The sequence below is a fragment of the Sivoneniella epilithica UHCC 1019 genome (assembly GCF_040830845.1).
In the GTDB taxonomy this organism is placed as follows: Bacteria; Cyanobacteriota; Cyanobacteriia; order Leptolyngbyales; family Leptolyngbyaceae; genus ULC077BIN1.
In genome coordinates this window covers 1-15855 of sequence record NZ_JBFPDP010000019.1, presented here as the reverse complement: position 1 = coordinate 15855, position 15855 = coordinate 1, and the positions used below count along the sequence as shown (strand labels likewise).

Sequence of the window (15855 nt, the reverse complement as noted above, 5' to 3'; positions counted from 1 at the left end):
TCCTTTAGCGGTTCACAAGGCTTAAATCTAACGTGTAATCGGTTCCTCTCGCTCCTAATGAATCGATGCGATAGACTCCTGGTCGGTATTGTCCATCGTAATCAATGATTGCTTGCCAATAAGTGGCTCCATTAGAACTAAGAACTTGACCTGCGGAGTTATACACTCGAAGAGTTGTTCCTCCATACATTTGGGCGGTCAATACTGTATTTTGAGGCGCGGATATAACATAGCGGTTGGTGACATTGCGTTTAATGCGATCGCTAAACGATTGCGACGTATCGCCCGGTGGAAACTCGACTGGAATTTCATTAATTTTAGGTTCGGGGGGTGGTGATGGGGGATCAGTCGGGCTTGGGGTTGGAGTCGGGACGGGGCTGGGTCGGGATGCACTTCTGAGAGTAACATCTAAGTCATATCGACCATTGTTTATGCCTTTCACAGGGCTGAGTTCAATAAAGTAATCCCCATTAAAGGGCAATGAACCTTGCCAATAAGATACTCGCTGGGCGCGACTGTCCACAGGTCTGCCATCGGGACCAATAATGGTCATCAACACACCATCCCCGCTGATGGCGGTTTCTAGGGTTTGGTTTTGGGAGCCAGAAACAATGTAAGTCATGGTTTCGTTGCTCCTCAACACGCCTCGCTGCGTCACGCTGGTATCGGGATCGATGGTGAGCCGTTTGGTATAGTTCACCGGATCGGGAGGGGGTGGCGTGGGCGTAGGGGTTGGAGTCGGCGTAGGGCTAGGTATTGGCGTAACAGTGGGCGTAGGTGTGGGGGTAATCGTTGGGGTGACGATGGGCGGAGGGAGAGTGTTTGATGAATTTTGACTACTGAGAAGTGTTTGCATAATCAGCCAAGAGCCTAAACCCGTTAGCACGACTAGCCCAATGCCTAGGGCAATAATCGCTAGGGGATCATCCCATAAAGAGCTACGGGGTTCTTCGATGATGGGCTGCGATCGCGGGGTTTCTGGAATCGCTTCTGGGGGTTGGCGCTGCCCCACTGCCACTGTCTGCATGTAAGACTGGGCTGGCTGAGGTTGAGGCTGAGTGAAAATAGGGGTTTCAGCGGGATAGGCTGGCGTTGCAGGAGGCGGGGGCGGGGGCGGCACAGATCTGGGCACCGAGGGCGGTTGAACTGGAGCCGCTGGATTGAATGCGGTCTGTAATGCCTGAACGACTTCGCTGACCGATTGGTAGCGATCGCCCGGACGATAGCTCAGCATCCGATTTAGCACCTGAGCAAACCCCGGATTCACCGTCACCCAGCGCTGCCAATACCAGGTCATTGTGGAATCATCAAACAACTCTTGTGGCTCTCTGCCCGTGAGCAACACAACCGCCGTGACCGCCAGCGAATAGAGATCGCTACTAGGATACGCCTTGCCCGTTTGCATTTGCTCGATCGGGGCATAGCCCGGTTTTCCCACCGTTGTCGCTTGCACAATGCCCGTAGTCATGGTTTGAAAGCGGGTTGCCAGTTCTTTCACCACGCCAAAATCAATCAGAACTGGTTTGCTATCTTGCTGCCGCAAAATCACATTATCAGGGGCAATATCGCGATGAACAATCCCTTTGCTGTGAATATGCGCCATCACTGGCAACAACTGCCGCATAAATTGGAGCGCTTCCCCTTCAGAAAAAGCAATTCCTTGGGCTTTCCGCTGATCTAGCAACGCTCGATAGGTTTGCCCTTCCACATAATCTTGCACTAGGAATAAGCGTTGATCTTGCTCAAACGTCGCTCGAAATTGAGGAATTTGAGGATGCTGAATCTGATACAAAATTTGAGCTTCTCGCTGAAATAATTCCTTAGATTTGTCCAGCGCATAGTCGCCTCCTTGGGCAGGAGTCAGTTCTTTGAGGGCGCAACGTTCGTTAAATCGCCCCTGATCTTCTGCTAAGTAGGTGCGACCAAACCCGCCTTGACCCAGAATGCTGAGAACGCGGTAACGATTTTGCAAGATAGTTCCAACGGGCAGAGAGGGGCGCATAGGAGGGGATGAATTACGAGTTACGAGAGACGAAAGTGTGGAGGCGGAGGAAGGTTTTGAGTTTTGAGTTTTGAGTTTTGAGTTTTGAGTTTTGAGTTCTAAGCCTTTAATTCAAAATTAAGAATTCAAAATTAAAAACTACTCTCCTCCTAGCTTAGCTTTCACCATTTCTTGGACTTTTTTGCCGTCAGCTTTCCCTTTGAGTTGCTGCATGGCGGTTCCTATGACTTTTCCCATCTCTTGGGTGGAGGTTGCCCCAGTTTGGGAAATAATCGTCTCAATTATTTGGCTAATTTCGTCGTCGGAGAGTTGTTTCGGTAGATACTCTTCCAAAATGGTCAATTCCTGAGTTTCTTGGTTGGCGAGGTCGGTGCGCCCTGCTTGCTGATATTGGGCGATCGAGTCGCGGCGCTGTTTGGCAAGCTGCACCACAATTTCGATTTCTTGCTCTTCGGTCAGGCTTTCTTGCCCCGATGGGCGAATGGCTGACTCTTTTTCCAAAATCACTTTTTTGATATTGCGAACGGTTTCTAGCCGGATTTTGTCTTGGGCTTTCATGGCTAGTTTGATATCGTCGCTGATGCGCTCTTTTAAACCCATTGCTTTTAACCCCATTGCGTGGTGCCTTTTTCGATGATTGCGATCGCAAAACGATTGTATCCGCAGTGATGGCTGCACAAATTACTGTAGGTCAGTACACTACTTTATTAAACTTCAAGCTAAAATCACACTTCAAGCTAAAATCACAAAGTGTTATGAGCGATCGCTCAACAATTACCATAATTTAAGCAGTTGCCTAATTTAAGCAGTTGCATGACGCGATCGTCTCAATTTAGCAATACCTCTCCGAAAAACTGCTGGAGATGGATACAAAAGTGAGTGATAAGATTTCCATGGTTGCGTTCAAGGGTACGCTGTGATTCATTCCGTATTGCCGACTCCCCAACTCACTTTGCCGTCTTTTAATGACAACAATCGCCTGAGATTGCTGTCTGGTTCGGCGAATATGGAACTCTCCCATGAAGTTTCACGGTATCTTGGGATCGATTTAGGACCCATGGTACGAAAACAGTTTGCAGATGGCGAACTGTATATTCAAATCCAGGAATCGATTCGGGGCTGCGATGTTTATCTGCTACAGCCAACTTGCCGCCCGGTTAACGATCACCTGATGGAATTATTGACCATGATTGATGCGTGCCGACGTGCCTCTGCGCGGCAGATTACCGCAGTGATTCCCTATTATGGCTATGCGAGAGCCGATCGCAAAACCGCTGGGCGAGAATCTATTACTGCCAAACTCGTTGCCAACTTGATTACCAAAGCCGGAGCTAGCCGTATTTTGGCAATGGATCTGCATTCGGCTCAGATTCAAGGATATTTTGATATTCCGATGGATCACGTCTATGGCTCTCCCGTGCTGCTGGACTACCTGCATAGCAAGCAGCTATCAGATATTGTGGTGGTTTCGCCGGATGTGGGCGGTGTGGCACGGGCACGGGCTTTTGCCAAAAAGCTGGGGGATGCTCCACTGGCAATTATTGATAAGCGCCGCCAAGCGCACAATGTGGCTGAAGTGATGAATGTGATTGGCGATGTGCGTGGCAAAACAGCCGTCTTGGTCGATGACATGATTGATACGGCTGGCACGATTACAGAAGGGGCACGGTTGCTGAGAAAAGAAGGGGCGCGTCAGGTCTATGCTTGTGCGACTCATGCAGTGCTGTCTCCTCCGGCGATCGAGCGTTTATCAAGCGGAATTTTGGAGGAAGTGATTGTCACTAACACCATTCCTATTGCGGAAGAGCATTGCTTTTCGCAACTGACTGTTTTATCGGTTGCCAATTTGCTGGGAGAAGCGATTTGGCGAATTCATGAAGATAGTTCCGTGAGCAGCATGTTCCGCTGATTTGAGCGCCTAATCTGAGTGACTGAGGTAGTATAGGGCAAATGTTCAGTCGTTGATGCGACGCTAGACATGACCCTTGATCCCAATCTGCCTCATTCCGATACTGCTCCTCAATCTGAATCGTCCCCTGATCTCCATTTGGCTCAGAATAGTTCGCTGGTAACTCATGAAGACAACTTAAGGTCAACAGAATCAAAAGTGACTGGGAATGGATTCAGTCGCGATGGGGGCAATGGCACAAAGCGAACCGACGATCGCTCCTTCCCTTCCTCTAACTCTTCTGATAGCGGCAATCAAACTCCAAAAATTCTGATTTTGTTTTTAGCGATCGCCATCATGATGGTCGGTCTGCTCGTGGATAATGTTTGGATTGGGCTATCTGGCTCATTAGTAGCTCTGGCGATTTCTCTGCAAATTCTCTGGAATCCATTGCGCCGTCTGTTTCTAGAGTTCATCCCTGAACAAGAACGCGCGATTTTGTTGGGCAGTGTCTTTGGCAGCATTGCGCTCTTAGGGTTGCTCAAATTGAGTGGTTTTTTTAACCGTTTGGGCGCATCCCTCGCGGCGATCGGCTGGGATGCAGTGGGTGCCATGGGTGAAGTGTTAGGCGCGATCGGGCAGATTTTGATCGCCATTCTCGCCGTTTATATTGCATGGCGGCAGTACATCATCTCGCGGGATTTAACAATTCAGCAAAATTTAATTACACAACAGCAAACCATTGATAGCTATTTTCAAGGCGTTTCAGAATTGGTGCTAGATGAGGAAGGCTTGCTAGAAGATTGGCCCCAAGAACGAGCGATCGCCGCAGGACGAACGGCTGCCATTCTCAGCAGTGTGGATGCAGGTGGCAAAGCCAAAATCATTCGCTTTCTCAGTCGGGCGCGGTTGCTGACTCCCCTACGGCGCGATCGGCGTTTGGGTCGCGCTATTTTGGATGGATCGGGCGGCTATCAAGAAGATTTGCTTAACGGCATTCGGGTAATTGACCTGGGCGTAATGTTGGCAGGCGCAAATTTAGCCGCAACCGATCTGCGGTGGACAGATTTGAGCGAGGCAAACCTAATTCGAGGTGATCTCAGCTTTTGTGATTTAGTCAAAACTAATCTCTGCCGCACAATTCTCTGCGATGCCAAACTGCGTGGAGCCGATCTCAACGGCACTCGTTTTTTCTATGGCAAAGCTGAAGATGCCAGCCCTCGCAGCCGTTTAGAACCCCCTAATTATCGAACGGGAAAACATACGGGAGCCGTAATTGAAAACGCAGACTTTACGGATGCGATGCAGCTATCTGAAGAGCAGCGCTATTATTGCTGTGCTTGGGGTGGCTCTAAAACACGAGGCACGATTCCAGGTGGATGTGAGGGGATTCCGAACAAGTTAGGCAGGTAAGTGGTGAATGTGAATGGCGAATGGTGAATGGCGAATGGCAAATGCTCAATAGGAGAGCTTGCTACACATCTTGCCCCAAAGACACAGGTGATTTAATTCACGAGCCTTACAAGTGCTTTGGTTGCTGGAAAGCACCTTTAATCGAATCATCAAAACTCTTTTTAATCATCTATCTATTTTTGATGTTCATGTCCTGTAAATATTCTTTTATTGTCCCGATTTATAACGAAGAGGAAACGCTGCCAGAGCTTTATCGTCGCCTCCAAGCGGTGATGGAGCAAATGGATGGAACGGTTGAGCTAATTTTGATCAATGATGGCAGTCGCGATCGCTCTTTAGCCATCATGCGCGACCTCCATGATCAAGATCCGCGTGTTTGCTACATCAGTCTTGCTCGTAACTTTGGACATCAAACTGCTGTTACCGCTGGACTGAATTTTTCTCGTGGGCAGGTCGTGGTGATCCTAGATGCAGATTTGCAAGATCCTCCGGAACTGATTCCCAGCATGGTTGAGCAGTGGAAACAAGGATTTGACGTGGTCTATGCCCAACGCACCCAGCGCCATCGGGAAAGTTGGTTTAAGCGACTGACTGCCTACGGCTTTTATCGGATTCTCAAACAATTGGCAGATGTGGATATTCCGACTGAAACGGGCGATTTTTGTCTGCTCGATCGCCAAGCTGTCGATGTGCTAAACGCAATGCCAGAGCGCAATCGGTATATTCGAGGGCTGCGATCGTGGATTGGATTCCGTCAAACTGCCGTATTATTTGAACGAGATCCCCGCTATGCTGGCACCGTAAAATACACCTTTCGCAAATCGCTCGCCCTCGCCACGAATGGGCTAGTCTCTTTCTCCACAGTGCCCTTGCGCCTTTCTACCTATCTGGGTTTCTTCTCAGCCGTGATGGCGTTGACTATGGCATTTGTCGTCATTTATTGGCGGTTATTTCATCCAGCGTCGCCGATCACAGGACACGCGATCGTTGCTGCTGCCGTCTTTTTTCTGGGAGCCGTGCAGCTTTTCAGCATCGGTATCCTCGGCGAATACATTGGACGAATTTACGAAGAAGTAAAAAATCGTCCGCTTTATACTCTGTCGGAAATTGCTGGATTCAAAGCGTTGCATTCAACTCGAACCTACTCAAATCGGCAAGAAGTGATCAAAGACCGATGAAAGCAGGAGAATGATTTAAAAAAGGAATGGTAGAAGGGGCGATCGTTTTCGCACTCCACACTCAAAACTCAAAACTCAAAACTTTACCCTTTCTCTACAACTGATTAACTGATTCCTCTAGTCAGGGAACCCTGTTAAGCAATATGACAGACAAACGGTTGCCGTACAATGAGTGGACAGAAGTTTTTCAGTATTCGCTAGAGTTTAAAACCAGGAGTAGAGGCGTGCCCACAAAGTCTAAGTATCTATTGATCGGTTCAACCGAAGCCTACAGCGGCAAATCAGCAACCGCTTTGGGCATTGCTCATCAGTTGCAAGAACGAGGTTTAGATATTGCCTATGGCAAGCCTCTGGGCACGTTTTACACGTCGCCTGATGACATGTCTGGCGAACCGATTGAAGCGGATGTGCAGTTTGTGGCACAAACCCTCGGATTAGCCTCCAGTCGCGTGTTGCCTACCGTATTGCCACTGATCGATTCTACGCTGCAAAAGCGAATTCGAGGTGAAAATACCATCAACTATCCTACAATGCTGACCCAATATTTGCAGACGCAGGGGGCTGATCTGATGGTGCTAGAAGGTCCTTCTAACTTGGAAGAGGGCAGTCTGTTTGATCTATCCTTGCAGCAAGTGGCTGAGGTTGTGGATGCAGGGGTGCTGCTGGTGGCACGGTTTCATTCGCTGCTGATTGTGGGGGCGCTGATTTCTGCAAAGCGGCGGTTGGGCGATCGCTTGTTGGGTGTGTTCATCAACGATATTCCCAAAGATCGGCTTGAGGAAGTGCAGACGACTGTTAAGCCTTATTTAGAAGATCGTAATATTCGCGTGTTTGGATTAATGCCCCGAAATGAGTTGCTGCGGAGTGTGAGTGTTGGCGATTTGGTAGAACAATTGCAGGCAGAGGTGCTGTGTCGTCGCGATCGCCTGGATTTGATGGTAGAAAGCTTGGCAATCGGTGCCATGAATGTCAATTCAGCGCTGCGCTATCTTCGTAAAGGGCGCAATATGGCAGTGATTACCGGGGGCGATCGCACCGATATTCAGCTTGCCGCCCTAGAAACTTCGACCCAATGTTTAGTTTTAACCGGACAAATGCGTCCCCATCCTGATGTGCTTAGTCGTGCTGAAGATCTGGAAATTCCGATTTTATCTGTGGATTTAGATACGCTGGCTACTGTGGAAATTGTGGATCGGGCGATCGGGCAAGTCCGGATTCACGACCCGATTAAAATCAAATGTCTCTACCAGATGATGTCTGAATGCTTCGATTTCGATCGCCTGATGGCAGATCTAGAATTAGAATTACCCACCCCGGTCGGCTAAGCGATGCTTATGGGCGGGGAAGTCCGAAGTATGGAGTGTAGAGTAGTGGATTTTGCTGTCTCGTGCCGCTTTTGGCAGCGCGCTTTATTGAATGCCCTGGCTGCTGTTTTTGTTACTGGGCAATCGGTGGATGTGCAGGCACAGGGGCGATCGCCTCAGCAAGCGTCAGAGCAAATAGTTGACTGTGAACTGTTGATCGTGGGGGCTGGCTTTGCTGGCACTGCTGCCGCCTATGAAAGTTTGCTGGCGGGGCGCACAGTTTGCCTCACCGATATTACCGATTGGGTGGGCGGACAAGTTTCCTCTCAGGGCACTTCGGCGTTGGATGAAGCGAAGCGGATGCGAGAGCAGCGCTTTTTTCCACGCGGCTACAATGAATTTCGCGATCGCCTCGTCAAAAAGTATGGCAGTCTCAGTGCTGGCAATTGCTGGGTCAGCGTCGCCTGTTTTTTGCCCAGCGATGGACACCAAATTCTGTCGGCAATGCTGCAAGATGCCGCCAAAAAAGGCAAAGGGACGCTCAAATGGTTTCCAAACACCGTGATCAAAGCGTTGGACTATAGCCCCGATGGGCGGCAGATCAGCAGCGCGATCGCCCTCCAACATTCCCCCGCTCCCAACACTGCGCCGCTCAACACCGAACCGCTTTCGCTCCTAATCGAAGACATTTACCGCCCCGAAAACTCAGCCCGACTGAAAAAGCAGCCCATTCGCTTCATCCCTTCTACTGCCTCCACGCCCTCTACCTCTTCCATTCCCCCCACCCCTTGGTACATCCTCGAAGCCACCGAAACTGGCGAAATTGTTGCCCTTGCGGATGTGCCCTATCGCCTTGGGCTAGATCCGGTGTCTCACATTAATCCCTCTTCCCCCGTCCAAAACAACGATGCTTATTGCACTCAGGGTTTCACTTACACGTTTGTGATGGAGCGTACCGCAACCCCACAACCCCAGCCAGAGCCAACTTTCTACTCGCAATATGCGCCTTACTTCAGCTACGAAAACTCAAATAACGTCGGCATTGATGCGGTTTTCACCTATCGCCGGATTTGGAGTCCCGATTTTCAAAAGCGCCCCAAAGCCACTCGATTTGGAGTAGCCGCAGTGTTGCCCGGAGATCTGTCTATGCAGAACTGGACGTGGGGCAATGATTACCGTCCGGGAACAGAGCAAGATAATTTGATTTATAGCCGCGAACAGTTGCAGCAGCGCGGAGAATTGAGTCCAAATGGCTGGATGGGCGGATTGAGAACGGAAACTCTGCGGCGCGGCGAGGAAAACGCGATCGCTTATTATCATTGGCTCGTGGCAGGCACCACCGATTCGCAATTAGGGGATGGCGTGAAGCAACCCGCCCCCAATCATCGGTATGTCACCGGGCTAAAGGCACCCATGGGCACGGCGCATGGACTGTCTAAATATCCGTATATTCGCGAAGCCCGTCGCATTCTGGGTCGCCCTACTTTCACCTATCCAAACGGGTTTGCCATGCACGAAATTGATGTCTCTCAAACCGACTACGGCGATGAGGCACATTACCGCCAAAACCTTCCGCCAGATATGTATCGCAAGTTGCGTAAATCTCTATCAGGACTGGAGTTTTTGAAGTTGCCCGATGGCATAGACCCCGATCAAATTCCCCGACGGACGCGATCGACGATCTATCCCGATTCGGTTGGCATCGCTCAATATGCCATGGATTTTCACCCGTGTATGGCAGAAGCACCGCCCGAAAAGCCCGGAAACGAAGAGCGTCCTGGTGTTCGTCAAGCTCATGGGCCTGCCTATCCCGGTCAAGTTGCCTTGCGTGCCATGGTTCCCCAAAAAATCGATAATTTGATTGTCAGCGGAAAAAGTATTGCGAACAGCACGATCGCTGCTGCTGCTTACCGAGTGCATCCGTTTGAGTGGTCGGTGGGAGCCGCTGCCGGAATGACCGCCGATTTTGCCTTGCGGGAAGGAGTGTTCCCTTACCAGCTAGTGGATGATTTACCAAAACGAGAGCCACTGTTAGAAAAACTGCGATCGCGGCTTGAGGCAAGCAGCAATCCAACTGCTTTTCCAAATACCTCTATTTTTAATTTGGATTGGGACGACTGGAAATCATGGTGATATGTCTGAGGTGAAATACTTAAGCATGGGTTAACTCCATTAGGGAAACGCTCTCATGAAAATATCTCATGAAAATACATAGCACACGACTACGAGCATAATATCGAACGCTTGTTATATAATGAGGCAATCATGCCAAAAATTGTTGACCACAACCAGTATCGCCAAGCGCTCTTGGATCAATGCTTCGACTTGTTCGCTGAAAAAGGATATTCCACAATCACGATGCGGCAGATTGCGGCGGGTTTGGGCGTTTCTACAGGAACCTTATACCATTACTTTCCCAGCAAGGAAGCTATTTTTGAGCAGTTGGTTGAGGAAATGATCCAGCGAGACATGCTGCAAGTTTCTAGTGAAATGGCAACTGCTAAAACAACGAGCGATCGCATCAAACGAGGCTTTGAGTTTGTAGAACGCAAACAGGACTATTTTTTTAAGCAACTGTTGATCTTCACAGATTACTATCAGCAAATTCGTCAGGATAGCAATCAGCCTAATGTTTTAGAACGAGTTTGTGAGCGCATCCAGCCCAAAATTTCTGAAATTTTAGGCATCCACGATCCGCAGGTTGCTCAGTTTGTTTTCACGTTTGTGGATGGCATTTGTGTGAGCCAAATCTATGGTTGTAATGCTGCTAACTTTTCCACCCATCTACAACTGCTGCTCAAAATGTTAGTCGCTTATTTGGAGAAATATGAGCCGTCTTTCTTAGAAACTGAAAAATTATAACGTGCTCAGCAGATTCACCCGATCGGATGACTTCTCTATCAATAAACCCGTGTACGCTAAGAAACATAAAATATAACAACTGTTCGATATAAATCGACCTAGACCATTAAGCCACAAAAAAGCGAATCGCAAAGTAGTTAATATATCGAGCGTTCGGTATAAATATCTTGCCCTTTTCACCTGGATGAACGAGGTTCACAATGAGCTTGCAACTGTTTTCAAAACCATCTAACCGTTGGATGATGGGTCTGGCGATCGCGGCAACAGCACTAGCAGGTACAACTGTTTTTTACAGCGTGTCCCAATTTGGTCGAGCGGCTCCTCCTACCCAGCCGACCACATCCGTTCCCAAGCCCACGAAAGTGACGGCATTAGGGCGATTGGAACCTCGCACAGAGGTACTGAAATTGTCCGCTCCGCAGGCGCTTGATGGCGATCGCGTCACAGAACTATTGGTCAAGCAGGGGGCGCGGATTCAAGCGGGACAGGTGATTGCTATTCTCGATTCTCGCGATCGCCTGCAACCCGCACTGCAAGAAGCCCAAGAAAAAATTCGTAATGCTCAAGCGCAGCTAGCCCAAGTGCAAGCCGGAGCCAAGAGCGGTGAGATTGCTGCCCAAAAACAGCAGATCCTACGGCTTCAGGCGGAACTTCAAGGTGAACTAGCTACTCAACAAGCAACCATTTCTCGTCGCCAGTCGGAACTAGAAAATGCCCGTGCAGAGTACGATCGCTACCAATCCCTAGCAACAGATGGGGCAATTTCGTCCTCCAATTTTGACCAAAAACGATTGACATTTGACACGGCGAAAGCGCAACTGAGAGAAGCGCAGTCAATCCAAAACCTGAAGGCAGATTCACTGCGGGCGCAAATTCAAGAAGCACGGGCAACCCTGGATAAAATTGCGGAAGTGCGACCCGTGGATGTACAAAAAGCACGAACAGAAGTAGATATGGCGATCGCGGCAGCCAATAAAGCGGAGGCAGAATTGCAGCAAGCTTACATCCGCGCCCCCATTACCGGACAAATCCTCAAAATTCATACACGACCGGGCGAAAAATTGAGCAGTGATGGCATTGTTGATCTGGCACAAACCGACGATATGGTGGCGATTGCAGAAATTTATCAAACCGATATCGACAAAATCCGTTTAGGACAAGCTGCAACGATTACTGGACAAGGTTTTTCCGGAAAGGTTACAGGCACCGTTTCTGAAATTGGGCTACAGGTGAGCCGCCAAAATGTGTTTAGTGCAGAACCGGGCGAAAACCTCGATCGCCGCGTCGTGGAAGTCAAAATTCGCCTCTATCCAGCCAGCAGCAAGCGTGTTGCCGGATTAACAAATTTACAAGTGCAAACCGCGATCGCCCTTTGAAATGATCATTTTTTGGAGAGGATTTTATGGCTATTTCCCTCAATACAACGGTTGTGAAACTGGATCGATCGCAGTTTAAGGCAGCGATCGATGTATTAGCTCATTCTTTCTATTCCGACCCAGTGTTTCGGTATTTTTGGTCTGAACAAGATCCTGCTCTCTTTAAAACCTTGCAATGGTTCATCAAAATCCTACTGCGCTATAGCCAGACCTATGATCACATCTACACGACGGCTGATCTTCAAGGCATTTCCATGTGGATTCCACCCGGAAAATATCCCCTAAATGACTTGAGACTCTTGCAGCTTGGCTTTTACGCCTTACCCTTCAAGCTGTCATGGCGCAAGACTTTACAGTTTTTGTCTGCGTTTAACAAGATTGAGAAACTGCATCAATCTGATGTGCCCCAGCCTCACTGGTATTTATTTATGTTGGGTGTGGCACCAGAGAGTCAAGGAAAGGGCATTGGCGGGTTACTGATTGAACCAATTTTGCACCAGGCAGATTTAGAGAAATTACCGTGCTATGTGGAAACCTCAACGGAACGCGGAGTGCGTTTCTATCAAAAGTATGGGTTTGAAACTGTCCACACTGTTGACTTTGAATCTGCTCCGCCTTATTGGTTGATGCAGCGCAAGCCGCAACAGTAGTTTTTTAATTACTTCTATCGAGATTCTCTTATGCTGCAAAACATTTATCTATTGCTTTGTTTGTTAGGTTTTGTCTTACCTTACTCTCAATTTATTCCATTTCTGACTGAGCATAGTTTGAATTTACAGTTGTTTTTTGAGCAACTATTTGCGAACCGAATTTCTGCTTTTTTTGCAATGGATTTACTGATTTCATCCATTGTTTTTTGGGTGTTTCTGTATTGGGAAGGCTCACGTCTCAAAATGACAAATTTATGGGTCTATGTGGTTTGCAACCTAGCCGTGGGTCTTTCTTTAGGCTTTCCATTATTTCTGTTAATGCGTCAACGCAAACTTGAACAAGTGGCGGATCAAAAATTTTCTATGGAGAGCTAAAAGTAGCTATATGACAAACCCTTATGGACCCGATCCCAACCGTCCTTATCCGATGGCAGATCAACGTCGGGTTTGCTTTATCAAACCGTTCATCAAGTCGCCCAACATCATCGTTGGTGACTACTCTTACTATGACGATCCAATTGACCCAGAAGGGTTTGAGCGCAATGTGCTGTACAACTATGGCAACGATCGCCTGATTATTGGTAAGTTTTGTGCGATCGCGACCCGCGTTCAGTTCATCATGGGCGGTGCTAACCATAAACTAGATGGCATTTCGACTTATCCGTTTCCTATTTTTGGGCAAGGCTGGGAAGGCGAAATGGCAACCCTGATGAATCTGCCAAGTCGCGGCGATACAATCATCGGCAATGATGTGTGGCTGGGCTATGATTCCTTGATTATGCCGGGAGTCACGATTGGCGATGGTGCCGTGATTGCGGCGCGATCGGTGGTTGTGAAAGATATTCCTGCCTATGCGATCGCGGGTGGCAATCCGGCTCAGCCCATTAAGCAACGTTTTACGGAGGCAGAAATCGCCCAACTGCTAGCGCTTCAGTGGTGGAATTGGGAGATCGGAAAAATCACGCGCAATCTCTCGCTCATTATGGGTGGCAATGTGCAGGCGCTCTGCCATGCAACGTGAAAATGCCTTGAATTTCTTATCACTTCATGACTCTTATGCTGCCTAAACTCTTTCGTAAAACGCCGCTTGCCTGGTTTCAGGTGACCCGTGAGAAAACGCGGCTGCTGGTGGCGATCGCCGGAATCGCCTTTGCCGACATTCTCATGTTTGTGCAACTCGGCTTTAAAGATGCCTTGTTTGATTCGGCTGCGGTGCCCTATCAAACTTTGCAATCAGACCTATTCATCGTCAATCCTCAGTTTGAAACCTTGTTTTCTACCAAAACGTTTTCACGGGAACGATTGCTACAAGCGGCGGCAGTGGACGGTGTGGATTCTATTAGTTGGCTGTATATTGCGATCGCCCAGTGGCGCAACCCAACCACCCGCACATCCCGCCCCATTCTCGTTTTTGGCACCGATCCTGCTTCCCAAGCGTTCAAGCTACCAGAAGTTAATCAACATCTCAGTGACCTGCAACAACTCAATCAAGTGTTGTTTGATCAAGCTGGACGACCCGAATTTGGCGACATCGCCACCCTACTCAAAACCACCTCACCCCTACAAACTGAGGTGAACGACAATCTCGTGCGCGTGACAGGCGTATTCACCCTAGGGGCATCCTTTTCAGCCGATGGCAACGTCATCACTAGCGATTCTACATTTTTACGAATTTTCCGCGATCGCCAACCTGAAGACATTGATGTGGGCTTGATCAAGCTCAAGCCGACCGCCGATATCAAACAGGTGCAAGCCGCTCTCAAAGCCAGTTTGCCTAATGATGTTTTGGTGATGACGCTGCCAGAATTTGCCACTCGCGAAAAAGACTACTGGGCAAATGCCACCCCGATCGGCTTCATTTTTGGATTGGGAACCATTGTGGGCTTCATCGTTGGCGTGGTGATTGTCTATCAAATTCTCTATTCCGACGTGTCTGATCATCTGCCAGAATACGCGACGCTAAAAGCAATGGGCTATGGCAACTTCTACTTTGTTGGCATCTTAATTCAGGAAGCATTACTACTGGCGGTTCTGGGCTTTTTCCCTGGCGCAATTCTTTCCACCGGGCTATATGCTCTCGCTCAAGGTGCCACCATGCTACCGATCGCCATGACTATTGAACGTGCCACCAACGTATTCATTCTCACCGTCGTCATGTGCGTCGGCTCTGGAGTCATCGCCATGCGAAAGCTGCAATCAGCCGACCCAGCGGACATCTTTTAGTTTTGAGTTTTGAGTTTTGAGTTTTGGGTTATTCATCCTTGAGCTTTTTGTGATCATCATGCAAACACTCTCGCTAGATTCTACGTCCAACAACCCACAGACTGGCTCCCAATCTGTGATCTCAGTGACCAATCTGAACCACTACTTTGGTGAAAATAATTTGCATAAACAGGTGTTGTTTGATGTAAATTTAGAGATTGCACCGGGCGAAATTGTGATCATGACGGGTCCCTCTGGCTCCGGTAAAACAACCCTTTTAACACTGATGGGCGGATTGCGATCTGCACAAGAAGGCAGCCTTAAGATTTTGGATCAAGAAATTGTGGGAGCAGGGAAGCAAAAACTGCTGAAGATTCGTCGCAACATTGGCTATATTTTTCAGGCACACAACTTAATGACTTTTTTGACTGCAAAGCAGAATGTACGAATGTCATTAGAATTACACGACGAAATTTCAACTCAAGATTTAGATAAACAATCGACTGAGATTTTAGAACACGTTGGTTTAGGTGATCGCTTAAATTACTATTCAGAAAATCTATCAGGTGGACAAAAACAACGAGTCGCGATCGCCCGTGCCCTGGTTAGTCGCCCCAAAATTGTGCTTGCCGACGAACCCACTGCGGCACTCGATAAAAAATCAGGTCGCGATGTCGTAGAAATGATGCAGACACTCGCAAAAGAACAACACTGCACCATCTTAATCGTCACCCACGACAACCGAATTCTAGATGTTGCCGATCGCATTGTATACATGGAAGATGGTCGCCTAGTTAACAATGGCGTTGACATTGCAAAAATGCATTGATGTTGGTGAAGTATTGTGATGGGCGCGATCGCGTAGCTACTTTACATTTATGGCTGATAACAGTATAAGTTAGTGCTAGTAGTCTGTCAAGAAAGAATTGATGGATAGAGACGCTTGAGTTTGATGCGGGCATCTTGAGTCGTAAATTGCC

The 15855-nt window shown here is 48.5% G+C and carries 14 protein-coding genes; 12 read left to right on the top strand and 2 right to left on the bottom strand.

Annotated features, from left to right (window positions below; translation table 11 throughout):
- Positions 1–4 precede the first annotated feature (4 nt).
- Positions 5–2002 carry a protein kinase domain-containing protein gene (locus AB3R30_RS13250; RefSeq protein WP_458649668.1) on the bottom strand — a complete coding sequence of 666 codons (1998 nt, stop codon included), beginning with the start codon at positions 2000–2002 and terminating at the stop codon, positions 5–7.
- A gap of 138 nt (positions 2003–2140) precedes the next feature.
- On the bottom strand, positions 2141–2602 hold the full coding sequence (locus tag AB3R30_RS13245; RefSeq protein ID WP_458649667.1) for a GatB/YqeY domain-containing protein: 462 nt from the start codon (positions 2600–2602) through the stop codon (positions 2141–2143).
- Positions 2603–2918: 316 nt separating this feature from the next.
- Between AB3R30_RS13245 and AB3R30_RS13240 the strand changes: the two genes are divergently transcribed.
- From AB3R30_RS13240 to AB3R30_RS13185, 12 genes are all read left to right on the top strand, one after another.
- Positions 2919–3911 carry a ribose-phosphate pyrophosphokinase gene (locus AB3R30_RS13240; RefSeq protein WP_458649666.1) on the top strand — a complete coding sequence of 331 codons (993 nt, stop codon included), beginning with the start codon at positions 2919–2921 and terminating at the stop codon, positions 3909–3911.
- Between the two features lie 69 nt (positions 3912–3980).
- Positions 3981–5303 (top strand): pentapeptide repeat-containing protein, encoded by a 1323-nt coding sequence (locus tag AB3R30_RS13235; RefSeq protein ID WP_458649665.1) that lies wholly within the window; start codon positions 3981–3983, stop codon positions 5301–5303.
- 188 nt (positions 5304–5491) lie between these two features.
- Positions 5492–6481, top strand: a complete 990-nt coding sequence (locus tag AB3R30_RS13230; protein WP_458649664.1) for a glycosyltransferase family 2 protein — start codon at positions 5492–5494, stop codon at positions 6479–6481.
- Positions 6482–6705: 224 nt separating this feature from the next.
- A complete protein-coding gene (locus tag AB3R30_RS13225) occupies positions 6706–7806 on the top strand; it encodes a phosphotransacetylase family protein (protein WP_458649663.1) in 1101 nt (366 codons plus the stop codon).
- Between the two features lie 45 nt (positions 7807–7851).
- Entirely contained in the window at positions 7852–9918 is a 2067-nt protein-coding gene (locus AB3R30_RS13220; RefSeq protein ID WP_458649662.1) for an FAD-dependent oxidoreductase, read from the top strand.
- A 132-nt stretch (positions 9919–10050) separates the two neighbouring features.
- Positions 10051–10647, top strand: a complete 597-nt coding sequence (locus AB3R30_RS13215) for a TetR/AcrR family transcriptional regulator (RefSeq protein WP_458649661.1) — start codon at positions 10051–10053, stop codon at positions 10645–10647.
- Positions 10648–10847: 200 nt separating this feature from the next.
- A complete protein-coding gene (locus AB3R30_RS13210) occupies positions 10848–12023 on the top strand; it encodes an ABC exporter membrane fusion protein (RefSeq protein ID WP_458649660.1) in 1176 nt (391 codons plus the stop codon).
- A gap of 26 nt (positions 12024–12049) precedes the next feature.
- Positions 12050–12673 carry a GNAT family N-acetyltransferase gene (locus tag AB3R30_RS13205; RefSeq protein WP_458649659.1) on the top strand — a complete coding sequence of 208 codons (624 nt, stop codon included), beginning with the start codon at positions 12050–12052 and terminating at the stop codon, positions 12671–12673.
- Between the two features lie 30 nt (positions 12674–12703).
- Complete coding sequence (locus AB3R30_RS13200; RefSeq protein WP_458649658.1) at positions 12704–13048, top strand: DUF2834 domain-containing protein; 345 nt, start codon at positions 12704–12706, stop codon at positions 13046–13048.
- Between the two features lie 10 nt (positions 13049–13058).
- The gene (locus AB3R30_RS13195; RefSeq protein ID WP_458649657.1) at positions 13059–13694 is read left to right on the top strand and encodes a CatB-related O-acetyltransferase; all 636 of its coding nucleotides are present in this window, start codon (positions 13059–13061) and stop codon (positions 13692–13694) included.
- 35 nt (positions 13695–13729) lie between these two features.
- Positions 13730–14896, top strand: coding sequence for an ABC transporter permease DevC (gene devC, locus AB3R30_RS13190; protein WP_458649656.1), 1167 nt, complete (start codon positions 13730–13732; stop codon positions 14894–14896).
- A 58-nt stretch (positions 14897–14954) separates the two neighbouring features.
- Positions 14955–15704, top strand: a complete 750-nt coding sequence (locus AB3R30_RS13185; protein WP_458649655.1) for a DevA family ABC transporter ATP-binding protein — start codon at positions 14955–14957, stop codon at positions 15702–15704.
- Positions 15705–15855 lie beyond the last annotated feature (151 nt).

Bases quoted from the DNA above. Each gene is read 5' to 3' on its own strand.
- devC (WP_458649656.1), top strand. From the start codon at position 13,730: ATGCTGCCTAAACTCTTTCGTAAAACGCCGCTTGCCTGGTTTCAGGTG.
- AB3R30_RS13200 (WP_458649658.1), top strand. From the start codon at position 12,704: ATGCTGCAAAACATTTATCTATTGCTTTGTTTGTTAGGTTTTGTCTTA.
- AB3R30_RS13245 (WP_458649667.1), bottom strand. From the start codon at position 2,602: ATGGGTTTAAAAGAGCGCATCAGCGACGATATCAAACTAGCCATGAAA.
- AB3R30_RS13205 (WP_458649659.1), top strand. From the start codon at position 12,050: ATGGCTATTTCCCTCAATACAACGGTTGTGAAACTGGATCGATCGCAG.
- AB3R30_RS13215 (WP_458649661.1), top strand. From the start codon at position 10,051: ATGCCAAAAATTGTTGACCACAACCAGTATCGCCAAGCGCTCTTGGAT.
- AB3R30_RS13250 (WP_458649668.1), bottom strand. From the start codon at position 2,002: ATGCGCCCCTCTCTGCCCGTTGGAACTATCTTGCAAAATCGTTACCGC.
- AB3R30_RS13210 (WP_458649660.1), top strand. From the start codon at position 10,848: ATGAGCTTGCAACTGTTTTCAAAACCATCTAACCGTTGGATGATGGGT.
- AB3R30_RS13195 (WP_458649657.1), top strand. From the start codon at position 13,059: ATGACAAACCCTTATGGACCCGATCCCAACCGTCCTTATCCGATGGCA.
- AB3R30_RS13185 (WP_458649655.1), top strand. From the start codon at position 14,955: ATGCAAACACTCTCGCTAGATTCTACGTCCAACAACCCACAGACTGGC.
- AB3R30_RS13230 (WP_458649664.1), top strand. From the start codon at position 5,492: ATGTCCTGTAAATATTCTTTTATTGTCCCGATTTATAACGAAGAGGAA.
- AB3R30_RS13235 (WP_458649665.1), top strand. From the start codon at position 3,981: ATGACCCTTGATCCCAATCTGCCTCATTCCGATACTGCTCCTCAATCT.